General features: G+C 39.2%; 15 protein-coding genes and 1 pseudogene. 2 read left to right on the top strand and 14 right to left on the bottom strand.

The genetic code is table 11. From position 1 onward, the window contains the following. Positions 1-88: 88 nt before the first annotated feature. The 9 genes and pseudogenes from KQI58_RS18940 to KQI58_RS18980 all read right to left on the bottom strand — a co-directional run bounded on the left by KQI58_RS18940 (position 89) and on the right by KQI58_RS18980 (position 10,241). Positions 89-997, bottom strand: a complete 909-nt coding sequence (locus KQI58_RS18940; RefSeq protein WP_216410571.1) for an SIS domain-containing protein — start codon at positions 995-997, stop codon at positions 89-91. Continuing rightward, entirely contained in the window at positions 933-2,219 is a 1,287-nt protein-coding gene (locus KQI58_RS18945; protein WP_216410541.1) for a PTS sugar transporter subunit IIC, read from the bottom strand. The genes KQI58_RS18940 and KQI58_RS18945 overlap by 65 nt, the downstream gene beginning before the upstream one ends. A gap of 49 nt (positions 2,220-2,268) precedes the next feature. Continuing rightward, positions 2,269-4,092, bottom strand: a complete 1,824-nt coding sequence (locus KQI58_RS18950; RefSeq protein WP_216410542.1) for a helix-turn-helix domain-containing protein — start codon at positions 4,090-4,092, stop codon at positions 2,269-2,271. Between the two features lie 333 nt (positions 4,093-4,425). Next, complete coding sequence (locus tag KQI58_RS18955) at positions 4,426-5,043, bottom strand: AAA family ATPase (RefSeq protein WP_216410543.1); 618 nt, start codon at positions 5,041-5,043, stop codon at positions 4,426-4,428. Position 5,044: 1 nt separating this feature from the next. Beyond that, the gene (locus KQI58_RS18960; protein WP_216410544.1) at positions 5,045-5,911 is read right to left on the bottom strand and encodes a class II fructose-bisphosphate aldolase; all 867 of its coding nucleotides are present in this window, start codon (positions 5,909-5,911) and stop codon (positions 5,045-5,047) included. A 30-nt stretch (positions 5,912-5,941) separates the two neighbouring features. After that, positions 5,942-6,349: a tetratricopeptide repeat protein gene (locus KQI58_RS18965; protein WP_216410545.1), complete on the bottom strand. Its 408-nt coding sequence runs from the start codon at positions 6,347-6,349 to the stop codon at positions 5,942-5,944. A gap of 12 nt (positions 6,350-6,361) precedes the next feature. Beyond that, on the bottom strand, positions 6,362-7,645 hold the full coding sequence (locus tag KQI58_RS18970; protein WP_216410546.1) for a PTS sugar transporter subunit IIC: 1,284 nt from the start codon (positions 7,643-7,645) through the stop codon (positions 6,362-6,364). A 171-nt stretch (positions 7,646-7,816) separates the two neighbouring features. After that, on the bottom strand, positions 7,817-8,125 hold the full coding sequence (locus KQI58_RS18975; protein ID WP_010779142.1) for a PTS sugar transporter subunit IIB: 309 nt from the start codon (positions 8,123-8,125) through the stop codon (positions 7,817-7,819). A 46-nt stretch (positions 8,126-8,171) separates the two neighbouring features. Then, positions 8,172-10,241 (bottom strand): annotated as a pseudogene (locus KQI58_RS18980) (BglG family transcription antiterminator). Positions 10,242-10,717: 476 nt separating this feature from the next. Between KQI58_RS18980 and KQI58_RS18985 the strand changes: the two are divergent. Together KQI58_RS18985 and KQI58_RS18990 are read left to right on the top strand one after the other, a co-directional pair. Beyond that, on the top strand, positions 10,718-10,867 hold the full coding sequence (locus KQI58_RS18985) for a hypothetical protein (protein WP_216410547.1): 150 nt from the start codon (positions 10,718-10,720) through the stop codon (positions 10,865-10,867). Positions 10,868-11,031: 164 nt separating this feature from the next. After that, positions 11,032-11,175 carry a hypothetical protein gene (locus KQI58_RS18990; protein ID WP_207487522.1) on the top strand — a complete coding sequence of 48 codons (144 nt, stop codon included), beginning with the start codon at positions 11,032-11,034 and terminating at the stop codon, positions 11,173-11,175. Positions 11,176-11,258: 83 nt separating this feature from the next. Here the strand turns inward: KQI58_RS18990 and KQI58_RS18995 are convergent, their stop codons facing one another. The 5 genes from KQI58_RS18995 to KQI58_RS19015 all read right to left on the bottom strand — a co-directional run bounded on the left by KQI58_RS18995 (position 11,259) and on the right by KQI58_RS19015 (position 15,154). After that, positions 11,259-11,570 carry a carboxymuconolactone decarboxylase family protein gene (locus tag KQI58_RS18995; RefSeq protein ID WP_216410548.1) on the bottom strand — a complete coding sequence of 104 codons (312 nt, stop codon included), beginning with the start codon at positions 11,568-11,570 and terminating at the stop codon, positions 11,259-11,261. Between the two features lie 12 nt (positions 11,571-11,582). Beyond that, complete coding sequence (locus KQI58_RS19000) at positions 11,583-11,996, bottom strand: cupin domain-containing protein (protein WP_216410549.1); 414 nt, start codon at positions 11,994-11,996, stop codon at positions 11,583-11,585. A gap of 20 nt (positions 11,997-12,016) precedes the next feature. Continuing rightward, positions 12,017-12,532: a flavodoxin gene (locus tag KQI58_RS19005; RefSeq protein ID WP_216410550.1), complete on the bottom strand. Its 516-nt coding sequence runs from the start codon at positions 12,530-12,532 to the stop codon at positions 12,017-12,019. Positions 12,533-12,721: 189 nt separating this feature from the next. Beyond that, a complete protein-coding gene (locus tag KQI58_RS19010; protein WP_216410551.1) occupies positions 12,722-13,603 on the bottom strand; it encodes a LysR family transcriptional regulator in 882 nt (293 codons plus the stop codon). A gap of 105 nt (positions 13,604-13,708) precedes the next feature. Beyond that, positions 13,709-15,154: a PTS mannitol transporter subunit IICB gene (locus tag KQI58_RS19015; RefSeq protein WP_216410552.1), complete on the bottom strand. Its 1,446-nt coding sequence runs from the start codon at positions 15,152-15,154 to the stop codon at positions 13,709-13,711. Positions 15,155-15,200 lie beyond the last annotated feature (46 nt).

The raw sequence follows: 15,200 nt of genomic DNA on the forward strand, positions 1-15,200 counted from the left end.
GATTTGCGTCATTGTCCGTTCATCCTTTATTGATTGTGTGAGAACTTCAATAATACATGAAATTGGGCAATGACGTTTTTTTATTGTCTTAAGTGGCTAAGTTCATTATAAAATCCGCCGTTAATTCGGTTGCTCCACCAGTACCGATAAAAATATGATGACTATTGTCTTTGATCAATCGATGAGGTCCGTGGGTAAATTCTCCAATTTCGTATGACATCGCCGGCACCCGCAACGTTTCCAGTAATTTTAAGGCCCCTTCATCGATCAATGCTTTGAATCGACCTTCAGCAGCAACAGTTACGTAATTCAGATCTGACCAATGATCATTTTTTACGAGCCAATTTTCGATATTTTCCTTTACTCGCGGCATACACCCAATAGCTGAAAATAGCTGTTCAACAACTTGGGCGTGCTTTTCCTCATCAACTTTTCCTAAGTGAGTCCCAATGGTCAGTCCCAGTTGAATCAAGCGCAGAAAAGTTGCTGAATAGCCAACTGTCTTTGGACCGATCAATTCATTCGAACAATAAAGGTCGATAAAGATATCTGCTAATGCTCGCTTTTCACTGTTTTCTACCGCACTAATAAATATGGTGAGGTGCCCTGCGGACCTTGCTTTACGAAGACAATCTAACGTCGCAAGACTGGTTCCGGTTTGGGAAACGGCAACTAATATATGACCTTCTAAATTTTCGATTCTTTCCAAATAGGCGGCTGGTGTAAAGGTCAAAATCTTTTTGTCTGTGTATTCTTTAAGATATGCCTCCGCCATGGCAATGGCGTTTAATGAACTGCCTGAGCCAACAAACACCAGCGATCCTCCGTGAATAACTTGATCAACGGGAAGCTTGATTTGAGATTCAAGAAGCTTTGGAAGCAATGAAAATTGTTCTTCTATAAAGTGATTCATTTGGTTGTTCAGGGTCATTTTAAGTCGTTTCTTCTTCAATGATTTTTTGATTGTTTTCTGATGCTGCTTCTTCCATCTCGGCAATTTCTAAGCGCTGCTTTTCAAGCATCTTAAAGAATGGATAGTAGATCATACCGCTGACCACCAATGCGTCTGCACCATAAACGGCGGCTCGCCAATCTCCACCAGAAGTCAAATACTGCATCAAAATTGGCGGAGTCGTCCACGGAACAGAGACAACCGGTCGGTTCATCAGATCAAAATTCATCAGTAGGTAAGTAATAAGTGTCAAAATTAAATTGCACAACGTGTAAGGAATCATCAAAATCGGATTCAAGACTACTGGTGCCCCATAAACGATCGGCTCGTTGATCTCAAATAGACTAGCTGGGAACGATAATCTTCCTAATGTTCGTAAGCCTTTTTCTTTAGAAAACATCATAAAGACCACCAGCATAAAGGTAGCTCCACCCCCACCTAAGAACAAGAAATTAACAAAACCTGCCGCCGTAACATAAGGCAAAGGATCTCCAGCAGCAAAAGCTTCTGCATTGGCTCCCAACATCGTTAAGAAAATCGGGTCTGCAACTGAAAGTACCGCCCCACCATGAATTCCGACACACCAAAGCATTGAACGCAGAAACATAAATAACATAATCCCAGGAAGGGTGTTCAATCCTACAACTAACGGACTGAATAAAGAGTTCAAGGCCTCATTAATATCAAAATTAAATAGAATACGAATGATCCAAAATAGTGTCAATGAAATCAACAACGGCAGTAAAATCTCAAATGACTTTGAAATTGCCGGTGGTACACTTTCAGGCATTTTAATCGTCAGCTTCTTTTTCATGCAGAATCGATAGATTTCAACCACGATAAATGAAATAATGATAGCGGAAAAAACACCCATGGTTCCAAAGTTTGCTGTATTTAATGCATAGGCTCCATCTTCACCAATCGTTGTCTGAACTAATAAAAAACAGGACAACGCCATCAAAACATTACGAACAGTATCGATCTTGTAAACTTTTGCCAAACTATAGCTGATCCCTACTACAGCGATCAAACCAATGATGCTAAAGGTCACTGAGGGCGGAACCATCAAAACATTTTTATACGGTTCAATAAATTTTTGATACCCTTCTGAGGGAAATTGTGCCAAAATCATGAAAATCGAACCAATAATTGTAAAAGGTACCGTCAAGATCATCCCATTTTTAATGGCAATCATATAACGATTTTCACCCAGTTTAATTAAAGGCGGGGAAAGCTTCTGATCTACAAAGTTCACCAATTTATTCATTTTTTCCTCCTTTTTTGCCAAAAAAGACAGACAAAACTAAAAATTTTTTCTATTCTAATAAACGATTGAATTGAATTTCTCTAAAAACCAGACTCATATCTTTCACATCTGGCTTAGCAGTCACCAACACGTAAATCTTGTCAACTCGACTCAGCTCATTATTCTCTCTCCACTTAATCTGAACTGGTAATCTGAATTTCAACAAATGATTCTTCGAACTATAGTCAATGGAACAAATAATCAAGGCTGCTTTTTTTGATCGCCAAAATATTGGGTTCACATTGTCTTCCATTAATGCTCGTTCAATAAACGCCTCTTTTGCTAACTCTTTCGTCGATAAGAATGCTTCAATCTGTCGGAGGGCATCTTCTTTTCTCTTACTAGCAAATGGATCGATAAAAATCGTCTCTCTCCGGAAGTACTTATTGAGTTTTATTAAGAGCTTCTGACTCCTGATCGTTCCCATTTCATGTTTTAACGCAGCGATATGTCCTGCGTTCAACACATCCATCGAGAGGATCTTGCCTTCTTGAACAGATAGATCTTCATTCTGAATAAAGACGACTCGCTTATCGACTTTGGGTCCTTCTGAGCGATCCTGATCGGTAGAACAAATGGAAATTTTCGATAAAGGAAGTTCCTTTTCCAACATTTTCTGTACATATTTCTTGCTCTCACTACTGTGATTCATCTGGATACAAACCGTTAATTCTCTCTTTTCAGACATTTGACTATTTGCCAAAATGATCAGAAAGAAACAAAGCTCATCGTCACTGATTTTTGGGAGCTGATCCTTCAATACATAGGTACTCAGCTTTAGTGCGATAAAGTCGGTTCCATGTTCATTCATCAGATTGTTCAAAAAAGGATGGAAAATCCCGATTCGATACTCCGCTCGTTTGTCTAATTGCTCAATTTGCTTCGCCAGCTTTGCGATCAACTGCTGTTCCTCAAAAAAAGCAGCATTTCTAATTTGACAATAAGCAATGAGCAGCTCTTTCGCCGCAGAATACTTAGGGAGCACCTCATTTTCCTCTATTGTCATTTCTTCAAAGGCATCACAATATTCTCGGAAACGCTCTGGATTGTATTGATCATTAAAATGGAAATTCAAACGCTGTTCTAAACCGCTTTGAAAATACAAACCAATATCCTTTCTGCTTCTGCCTTTTTTAGCTGCACCTATTTCACCAAAAAGCAAAATGTCCACCATGATGTGAATAACAAGCGTTTTAAAAAAGTCGTAATTAAATGAATAAGCAAACTGCTCTTCCAACTCTTTGATTGAAAATTGGATTTCCTCTTCAAAATCCTCCACTAAGATCAACGTGGCGACATATTCATCATCAGATAGTAATTTTCGATTATCAAAAATGATGGACGTTCCAAACTTATGAACCGCATCAATGATCGCTACTTTTATATTTTTCCTTTCACCGATCACTTCAGTTCCTTGATAATCCTTTTTGATCTTCAGATCATATAAATACAGCTCCCGCTCGATCGATTTCAAATCAGAGATAACCGCATTTTTGGTTAAGAAAAGCATTTCGCTAAGCTTATTAATGGAGGTCTTTTTTCGAAAATTAAACAACAGAATTAGCTTCATTACCTCTCGTCGATAAGTCAAAGAAGTATCAACACTTTTGATTAGGTTCTTTTCATTCGTCAATTGAGAAACCAGCTTTACACCAAAACCATATTTTTTAACCAATTCAAGATTGTTTTGTTCAAAATAAGGCTGAAGTTTTGCCAAAAGATTTCTGATCGAACGGACAGATAATCTCAAGGACTGAGCCAGTTCTTCGTAGGTTTGATAATCCTCCTTTATTAAAAGCTGTTCTAATAAATAATGTTCATTTGATGTCAACATCTTAATCACCTTCACAAGTAAGCGCTATCTTGTGCCTTTAATATAGTATAGTTAGAATGTCTTCGATACACTAAAATCTTTCCTAACTTTAGGAAAAATCTAGCACACTGTCATCATATAATAAATTCGTTGAAAGAATCACATAGAATTGAAAAACTTAGTTCTGTAAATATACGTTGCTCAAAAAATTGATAACCATTAGGAGAAAGATTTTCTTATTGCCTTTATCAGAACAAGAAATCCTCAGCACTAATTGTTATTCATTGCTGAGGATTTCTCTAGGCTTAGTAGCTATTTTCAACCTTCAAAGCAGCAAAAGAACCGTTGAAATAATCAACGGTTCTCTGTCATTCGTTCAGCTAATTCTTTTAAAAATGGTTGATAATCGACTTTTGAAAAATCGGTTACATCAAACTCAATTAGGCTGCCTAATTGAAACTTGTTATAGTTTCGTGTTTCGATAATCTCTCGAAATGCTTCTTTCGTAATCAAATTATCTGCCTCACTTCGATCCACCAACTGATCACCAAAATGATAATGCGTCATAATGTGGCTCAAATGACGATCTGCTTCAACATCCCGCAGCTTTCTGCGTTGCCAAAGCACCTCAAAATCGGCGACTAAGCGGATCGTGATTGGTTCATAATCGTATTTTTCGGCCAAAGTGTTCAGCTGCTCCTTCTGCTTATCGCTAAAAGGATATTCAGAAACGACGATTCGTTTTCCTGCTTCCATATACAATGCCAACACATTGTAATAGAAAATCCAAACATTTTTTTCCAGTTCTGCCTTCTGAGCTAAATTATCAAAGCCGATCTGATCCGCGAAGATTTCTTTGCCCTCATCTGGTGTGATCAGGAAGAAATCACCAAGGACACGCCGCATTTCATCGATCAAGTAGGATTTTCCCGTTGCTGGACTGCCTGCGATCAAAATCAGATACTTTTTCATGTTATTTTTGCATCGCCAAAGGACTGTCAACATTCATGAATAGACCGATTTTATGTTTAACGATTTCCTTGACTGCTTGATTGGCAGGAATGACATTGTGACGTAGCGATTTGTTTACTTCAGTCTCACTAAAGGATTCTTTCGCTACTTTTGTCCAGTTAACTAACAATTCAGTTCCTACATTGAATTTCCGAATTCCATTATTGATCAATTCCGGATAATCTTCCTCTTTTACACCCGTACCGCCATGAATCACTAATGGAATATCAACTACCGCATGGATCTCTTTTAACAATGGAATATTGACCTCTGTTTTAGATTTAAATTGTCCATGATTGGTACCGATAGCAATCGCAAGGGCGTCGATGTCTGTTTGCTTAACAAATTCCACTGCATCTGCTGGTTTCGTATAGACCTTGTCATTTTCAGCAACAGAAATTCCTTCCTCTGTTCCGCCGATCGTTCCCAGCTCCCCTTCGACAGAAACACCGTTGGCATGAGCATACTCCACCACTGCCTTTGTTTTAGCAATGTTTTCTTTAAATGGAAGATGTGAACCATCGTACATGACACTAGAATAGCCCGCGTCAATTGCTGTTTTGATCTCATTAAAATCTCTGGCATGGTCTAGATGCAATGCCACATCTACCATTTCTGTATTGGCGATCTCTTTTACGACTGCGACCATCACATCATAGCCGATGTATTTTGCGGTATCGATGCTGGTTTGGATGATGATGGGTGAGCCCATCTCTTTTGCTGCGCGAATCATTTCCGGCAGCATTTCCAAATTATGGGTATTGAACGCCCCAATCGTCATGTTCAGGTCTTCGGCTATTTGTGTAACTTCCTTTAGTGTTTTATACATTTTTCCATTACCTTCTTTTCTTTTAATTGGTTATCTGCTGATGGTGACTTTTTTAGCAATTTGACGCATATCATCCATTTTTCCCATGTATTTATCGATACCTGCGTCATTGCCATTTCGAGCAGCTTCTGCCCGTTTTGCGTTGTAAAGACTCATTAATTTTTTGTAGCCGTCACCGATCGTTAGTTTATAGTCTAAACTTTTCTCTAAACTTTCAATCGCTGAATCCACTTGATCCAATTCAGCATAATTCAAACCAAGTTTTTCGTATAATCCTGCTAAGTCACTTACCTCAGCAGAATCTGCTTGCTCCAGCTCAGCTATCTGCGTCATCAACTGCTGATTCTCTTTGGTTAAGCGTTCCTTCTCTTCTATAGAAAGTTCGATTTTTTCCTCTATTTTTTCAGGCTTATTCTTTTTCTTAAAAAGACCAAACATCGCACATCCTCCTTAAAATATTTTTAGAATCGGACTAAGAATCCATGCATACAACAACGCCGCCGCGACTGTATCCACATCCGTTGCTGTCGCGTTGACAAAGCCCATTTGATTGAAGATCGTTACTAAAAGTGCTGGTAATAAAGTGATAAAGAACCCATGTGCGATCCCACCGATAATCGCTCCACGCCGTCCGCCGGCTGCATTTCCGAAAATCCCTGCAGTTCCTCCCGCAAAGAAATTGGTCAGCATCCCTGGCAGAATCATCGCCAAACCAAATGTTGGTAAAACAAACATCGCGATAATCGTTCCGATCGTTGTAGTGATGAAGCCTAAGATCACGGCATTCGGTGAATAAGGGAAGAAGACCGGACAATCCAATGCAGGAATCGCATTTGGTACTAATTTCATCGCGATTCCGCGGAAGGCTGGAACGATTTCACCTAATAGCAAACGAACACCCGATAGTAAGACATAGACACCCACGACAAATTGAATCGCTTGTAAGAAAGCAAACATCAAGTAATGCTGTGAACCATGATCACCGACACCTGAACCGGCAAAAGCAGCAGTAATGATGTATAGCGGAACCATCACGACCATTACTGACAAATAGGTATCTTGTAAAAATTCAAAGGATTTCGGCAAATTGATATCTTCGATCGATTTTTTGTTTTCACCGCGTTCACCAAAAATATAGGCAACGCCTGCTTCAAACATATAACCGATCGTACAGAAATGTCCCAAAGCGATATCGTTTGAGCCTGTGATTTTGCGAATAATCGGTTGAGCAATCGCCGGCATCGCTACCGCAAAGATCGCTCCAACAATACTGCCAACAACGATTAGAACAAGCCCTCTTAAGCCGGCAAAGTAACCAAAAACAGTCGTCATGGTAGCCATCCAGAGAATTGCCTGGCCTGTTAAGAAAATGTATTTCCATTTCGTAAAGCGGGCAATCAAAATATTAACAATAAAAATACCTAGAAACGTCAAAGCAATATCGCGTCCCAAGCCTAATTCATTCATAGCTTGTCCGTTAATCGCTTCGATCGAAGGAATGATTCCCTGCATATGGAAGCCCGCAGTAAAAATTTCCCCAAAATAGGTCAAGCTGCCGACAATAATACTAGAACCAGCACTCAACACTTGGAATCCAAGTAAGGTTTTTAAGGTTCCTGAAACCACTTGACCCGCAGATTTCTTCTGCAAACACAGCCCCAGCATCGCGATCAAGGCAATCGTGATTGATGCCTGTGTTAAAATATTCTCGATGATAAAATTAACTACTCCCATTTGTTTCGCTCCTTATTCGTATTAATGTATTCATTTTTCAAAAAACCGAAAAATGAGTTTGATTTTCTTGCCGTATAATTCTGCTAGTTTTTTTTGTTGGATATGATTGACACTTTTTTATTCCTCCCTTTTATAACCTGTTAAAAGAGGAACTGGCATCCTTTAAATTTTTTACAGTGCTCCCTTTGCTTCTAAAATCGGTAACAGTTTTTCTTCAATTTCTGGTTTTGACACGATATTTTTTAGGTAAACGATGGCGGTTTGCTCTTCATTGATCGAAAACTTTTCAAATTGCGACTTGAAATTTTGTGCGGTGATAATAATGTCGGAGCGTGATGATGCTGCTGTCGAAATGTCGACATGATCTAATTTTGCGTCAACACCATGAGCATTTAATACATCCTCTGCCGCCATTTGAGCAGCGAAACTACTCCCTAAACCTGCACCGCATACGAATAAAATTGATACTTGTTTTCCCATTTTTCTCTCTCCATTCTTATCTATATATCGAACTATGCATAATTCCTTAACTAAATAAAATCTCCTTGAATCGTTCGATATCTGTCTCGCGACTTAAACGATTCACCTTTTCCTCATCATTGATCAATTCAATTAGACTCTTCATAATATTTAGGTGTGAGTAAGAATCAACTGCCGCTAGACAAAAAATGATTTTTACCGGATCATTCTCTTCATTGCCAAATTCAATCGGTTCTTTGATTGTTGCGACACTTATTCCTAACTGATTGACGCCATCCTCAGGCCGAGCATGAGCCAACGCAATGTATTTTCCGATCACGATATACGGACCGTATTCCTTCACCGAGTCGATCATAGCAGCCACATAACTTGGTTCAATCACCTGATCCCGTATCAAAGGTTCAGAAACTCGACGAATCGATTCCTCCCAATTATTTACCTTCTGATTTAATAAAATATCGCTATCCTTCAACACATCTTCTAACATCGGCTGAATCTCCTTTTTGTTTATCTCTAAATGATTTTGGTCAAAGAGCTTCTCCAATTCCTGATAGATGGCTCCAGACACTTCTCCCCCGCTTTTTTTAATAGTATCGATCAGGGAATAAAACAATTGAGTGGAATCTTGATTGTTAACTAAACGTTTCAATTTATGATTTTCATTTAAAAAGCTGGTAATTCTCTTTTTGCTCTCTTCCTTAATAATCGGCTCTAGCTCCAACACTGGTTTATGAGCGTACTGAATGGACACTGTACTAAAGACCAAATCGACATCCAGCTTTTCGATCAACTGTAATTCTCGCGAGCTTAACACTGCTAACACTTCGATATTAAAGAGCTCCTTCAAATTTTCAGATAACAACTTGCCGGTCGCGACCCCGTGATTACAAATAACTACTGCCTTATAGACATAATGAAGCTCTTGATTGATCGCACTGACGGATGTTGAAAAATGAATGGTTAAAAAAGCGATTTCATCTTCACTTAATCGATTACCTGTTACCTGCTCGATCGAAGGGGTAAATTGACGAATGGCAGAATAAATAGTGCCATAATTCTTTTTTATGTTTTCCTTCAACGGATTTACGATTTGAATATCGCTTTTCACCCGATTTATCAGACCGACCAAATGCTTGTACAGTCCTTCTTGTAAAGACTCTTCCTATCTGGAAAATGGAATTTTGGTTTTTTTCTCGACAAATTGCATCAGTTGAATTGAAAGAAGCTGCGCCTGAACCCATTCGATCGAATTATTCATATCTCTTGAATTGAAGGTGTTCAACATAAAAACAATGTATTTGATTTCGACTTCTGGCGGTGAGAGTTGAAAGGCTTCGCAAATCGCTGTGACAAAATCACGAATGTCGCTTTGAGGCGTATCCGCAGCTTCCCACACCGAGCTTGCGATGAGATCTTCTCGTAAATAGCGACTCAACCAGACCGCTGTGAACATCAACAATTGATTGCGATAAATTGTATCTTCCAGCGAGGCCATTGATTGAACATATAAATCATCAAGTTTTTTCAGCCAGTGCCATGAGATATAACGATTTAGAATCGATAAATTAACAGAAGCTTTCTGTTCCTCCTGAGGTGAAATCACTCCAACAGCATTGTTGATCACATCGTAAACCATCGTTCGAATGGAGCGTTCAGCTCCTTGCAGCACAATTCCTTGCTTTGGCACACTCAACACCTCGATGCCGTATTCTGCCAAAATATTTCTGACGCGCCGCATATCTTCGTCCAATGAGCTTTTGGAAATTTGGTATTCTTCTTCTTTTTGATACAAGAACGTTGCTTTCTTTCCTAATGCAAAAGAAAGAATCAGGTCAAATATCCGACTTTCACGATCTAAGTACTGTTCCACGTCTGCTAAATCAAGCTGCTCAAGCAAGGAACTTTTCTGCTTCTGACTCAAAAATAGTTGATATCCTTTTTTCCTAAGATTCTTGATTTCGGGAAGTGACATCTTGGTTAAGAATTGGTTGATTTCTCTTAATTCATTTCGGACCGTTCGCGCACTGGCGTGAAATTCTTCTTCCAGCTTTTCAAGTGTTACTGGATAGTCAGAAGTTATAAAAATTCGTAATATTTTTACTGTGCGATCTTTCATTCCAATCTTCCTTTCGTCTAAGGTGAGTATATAACCCTTTATTTTTCTTGATAAGTAGAGATTCTTGCAATCTTTTTTGGCAACAATGTAAGCGCAACCTAAAAAATGTTTAATTTATCTATCGTTATCTCATCGGAGTCTCCGTTATTTTATATCTCGTTTCAGGATTTTTTCAGTTTGCCTTTCACACATTTATAATGAGTTATCGTCACCTTTCTAGCTTGAAAAACAATACGCTTTTCTTTGTTTAAACAGCCACTAGATGAAACAAAAAACTCCCACAAATGTGGAAGTTTTTCCGATTTTTTAACGCTTCATTCATTATAACTCAATCGATTTAATCCAACCTATTGGAGTTTATAATCCTTGCTGAAATGGGACTATAAATAAAAATTTCTGGCTGTCTATTAATTATCAGTGAAAACATTTATACTAAAATTAGAGGATTCTAATAGAACAAAAAAGAAGGTGTTAAAATGGAAAAGGAAGAAGGAGGATCATTAGCAGCAGGATTAGCCATGGGTTTGATCTTTGGCATGCTGTTCGATAACCTTGCTTTAGGTTTAGCAATTGGGGTTGCTTTGGGGGCGTCTGGGGCGTTCGCTGCTAAAAAGAAAAAAGGATAATCAGCACTACGAACGCTATTAAACGAAAAGCTTTTCCTGTCTAAATCCTTTCAATCGTTCGTTTTCCTAACTGTTCTTGGTTGCATTTAGAAGAAAATCAATATTAAATACGTATTTTTATATATGATTTTTTCTTTGCTTCAAGTATTCTTTAGGAGGATTCTATGAAATCTACAATTGGATTAGGAAATATTTTTGCGTTTATTCTCTCTTATCAAAGATGGCACAGTGTACTTTTGGCATTATTTCATGGTTTGTTTGGATGGTTATATGTTTTCTATTATGGCTTTTTCTACTGGGGCAGCTGAGCTCTTTACTTTGTGATCTACAAAAACTATCGGTACATAAAAACAACGATCCTACTCACTGAACAGGATCGTTGATTTGTTTTTTAATCAAAAATTTCCTTCGCCATCGCAAAAGCGCTCCAAGCTTTTGGCCAGCCGGCATAAAAAGCCAAATGTGTGATCAATGTGCTAATTTCTTCTTTTGTCACGCCATTTTCTTTGGCGATTTTTAAATGAGCTTCCAATTGAGGTGCTCCCATGGCTAAAAGCGCAGAGCACGTAATCATACTGCGATCATGAGCCGAAAGCTCTTCCTCTTTTGCCCAAACTTCACCAAATAGCACATCGTCATTTAATGCAGCAAACTGTGGGGCAAATTCTCCTAATTGTTCTCTTCCAGCTGTTTGTTTTTTCATGATATTCTCCCCTTATTTTTCCAATTTGTCGTACCATTCATCACTAACCGGCTCCAACCATTTCGGTGTCCCGGCAGTGATGGCGATGTGTTCGAACCAACTATCTTTTGCTGCGCCATGCCAATGTTTGACTCCATCATGGGTGACGATCACATCTCCAGCCTGTAAAAATTGTGGTGCTTTATTTTCTTCTTGATACCAGCCTTCTCCACCCGTTACTAATAATAATTGATAGCCATCATGATGAATGTGCCAGTTGTTGCGGCAGCCCGGTTCAAAAGTGACGTTGGCAACACCAACATTGATCGCTGGATCAGCAACTAATGATTGGAGATAACTTTGTCCTATAAAATATTTTGCGTAAGCCTCGTTCTTTTCTCCAATTGGAAAAATTACGCCGTTTTTCACTTCTTGATGTTTTTTCATTATAAATTTCCTCCGATTAATTAGTTTGAATAAGCCAGCAGCCAATTTCTTACTGCTGTTTCTGAGCGATCAACTTTTGAACCACGTACAGCTAAACCTGTTTTGATCTCAGCGCCAGAGCAAGCCGCCTGCAAATCTTGAATACTTGAACCAAAGGCACTACCTTCATGAGTACAAAATGGATAGATCACCTTATTCTTCCACTCTTGATCCGCTAAAAAAGTGGCAACGATTTGCGGATAAGTGCCCCACCAATTAGGAAAACCCAGAAAAATGCTGTCCACTTGAGTTAAATCCAGCGGCAGCTTCTCATAATCAATCCGTGTAGAAGCTTGTTTTTCTTTTTCCGCTTGTTGAACCGCCTCGTCATAGCTTTCTGAATAGGCAATCTTTGGCAACAATTCATAACTCTCGATCGCCAACGCATGACTGATTTTTTCTGCTAGAACGGCTGTATTTCCTTTAGTAATCCTTTGTTTTGTCCCATTAAGGTAGTTCTCACCAGCTCTTGAAAAATAGATAACTACAGCAGTCATAATTTCCCTCCTTGTTCGCTTTTTTATTCGCATACGAATCTGGCAAGCTGCTCGTTCAGTTTTCTCTCCAAAAATCAAGAATAAATCTCGTATCTCTGTAAAAACGTAACTCGCAAAAAAGTCGTATCCTGAACATCTTCAGAATACGACGTATGCACTACTATGTCTAATACCTATAAAATCATAGTACTATAGCTTAAAAGCATGTTTAAATCGATTGATCAATTCTTGCGCAGCTGGCGTCTGCACTCGTTTTTTCCAAACTAAGACACAATTTGTTTTTATACTGGGTTCCAAAGGAATAAAAAACGCATTTTCTAATTTACGATCAGAAATAGCCCCTTCAATCGCCAATGCCACCCCAACTTTATGATCAACTAACGGCAAAATATTGAAAATCAAATTGTAGTTGCCAACAATGTTTAATTGATCGTATGGTATTTTTGACCATTTTGCTAATAACTTTTGAACCTCTGATCGCCCAGAACACAAGATTGGCAACCCTTTGATATCTTCCGGACGCAGAACGTTTTTATTGGCAATAAATAATTCCTTCGACGCCAAGAAACCCCAATTTTCCTCTCTTGGCAACCTCAGCATCTCAACCTCATTTAAAACAATCGGTTCAATCAAAATAGCCATATCCAATATGCCCTTTTCCAAACGATCCGAGATATCATCACTCGTACCTGTGACCAAATTAAACCGAATTTGGGGATAATCACTAATTAACTCTTCCAGCATCATCGCCAAAGTATCCGAGTTATCAGCCTCAACACAGCCAATCGTTATCGTCCCGCTGAGTTGTTCCTTGCGTTGGGCCGAAAAAGCCTGCTCCAGCTTATCATCCAACGCTAAAATTTCCTCTGCTCGCTCTTTCAAAAAAAGGCCATCCTGAGTCAAACGCAACCGATTTTTTTCACGATGAAAAAGTGGCGTACCAATAGTTTCCTCCAATTCTTTGATTTGACGACTCAAGGTTGGCTGAGTAATATTCAAAATTCGTGCTGCCCGCGAAATATTTCCTTCCTGTGCAACTGTCCAGAAATAACGTAAAAGTCTGATTTCCATAATTCGCCTCTGTTTTTTATTTTTCTTTTACTATAACAGAAATTTGTTTCTACGTTTACAAAGCCTTCACACAAAACACCGACGAAACTTCCGCCGGTGTCGAAATTATTCTTTGTTTTTCGCTTCCACAATCTCATTGACCAGTTCATCGATCGCAGGATCTTGCAGGTAATTTTTCAAGGTTACGATCTTCATTTTCGGATGGGCTTTTCGTGTACGCTCCTCCAGATCTCGATGAACAACCACCATATCACTATCTTTTGGCACATCCTCAATCCGATAATTCTTTACTTCAATATCCGTGATGCCGGCTTTTTGCAGTTTCTTCTTGAAGGTCGTGGCGCCCATCGCACTGCTGCCCATTCCAGCGTCACAGGCAAAGGAAACTTTACTGATGTTTGCTAAGCGCGTATTTTCTGTTTTAACATTTTCCCCACTCAATAATTCTTTTCCTTCTGATTTCATAGTTTTGGATTTTTGCACAGACTCTTCGAAGCTTTCATCATCATCTGGAGTTTTATCTGCTTTCAAGATTACAGAAGCTACTAAGAAGGAGACGGCTGTTCCAATAACGACTCCAGCGATTACTCCAAAAAAGTTTCCTTTAGGAGTTAAAGCTAGGTAAGAAAAGATCGAACCAGGACTCGGGCCAGCAACTAATCCTACGTTAAGTAATTGGAATGTCAGCGTCCCAGCCATTCCTCCAGCGATCATCGCTAAAATAGTAATCGGTTTCATCAATACGTATGGAAAATACATCTCATGAATCCCGCCTAAGAAGTGAATAATGATCGCTCCCGGAGCGGTCCGTTTTGCCACTTTTTTCCCAAAGAAGGAATACGCAAGCAATAAGCCCAATCCAGGTCCAGGGTTTGATGCAACCATGAAGTAGATGGATTTTCCGGCTTCTAAAGTTTGCTGCATCCCTAATGGATAATACACCCCTTGGTCAATCACATTATTTAAGAAAAGGACTTTTGCAGGTTCATTGATCAAAGACAGTAACGGCAAGAATCCCGTTGAAACTAAGGCCTCGATTGCATTCGTTACGAATTGGTTCGCCGATTGGATCGTTGGGCCAACTACCAAATAAGACAAACACATCAATACAAAGCCGATAATTCCAATCGAAAAATTGTTAACGACCATTTCAAACCCAGCTGGGATTTTTCCATCTAAAAAGTTATCAGTCTTTTTCATGACCCAACCACCTAATGGTCCCATGATCATTGCACCCATAAACATTGGAATGTCTGCCCCGATAATCAAACCAATCGTTCCGATCGTTCCTAAAACAGCACCGCGCTGTCCGCCAATCATGCGCCCACCGGTATATGCTAACAATAATGGCAATAAGTAACTAACTGTTGGCCCCACCAGCTCATTTAACGCTTCATTTGGAAACCAGCCCGTTGGAATAAATAGCGCAGTCGCGATTCCCCAAGCGATGAACGCGCCAATGTTTGGCAACACCATATTCGTCAAGAATCCGCCAAACGCCTGAACTCTTGCACGCATTGATACTTGTTTTCCTTCATTCGTTACATCCATATCTTTCACTCCTCGTAATATAGTTTTAAGAGTGATAAATCACTCA

This window comes from Enterococcus raffinosus (assembly GCF_018917525.1).
In the GTDB taxonomy this organism is placed as follows: Bacteria; Bacillota; Bacilli; order Lactobacillales; family Enterococcaceae; genus Enterococcus_A; species Enterococcus_A raffinosus_A.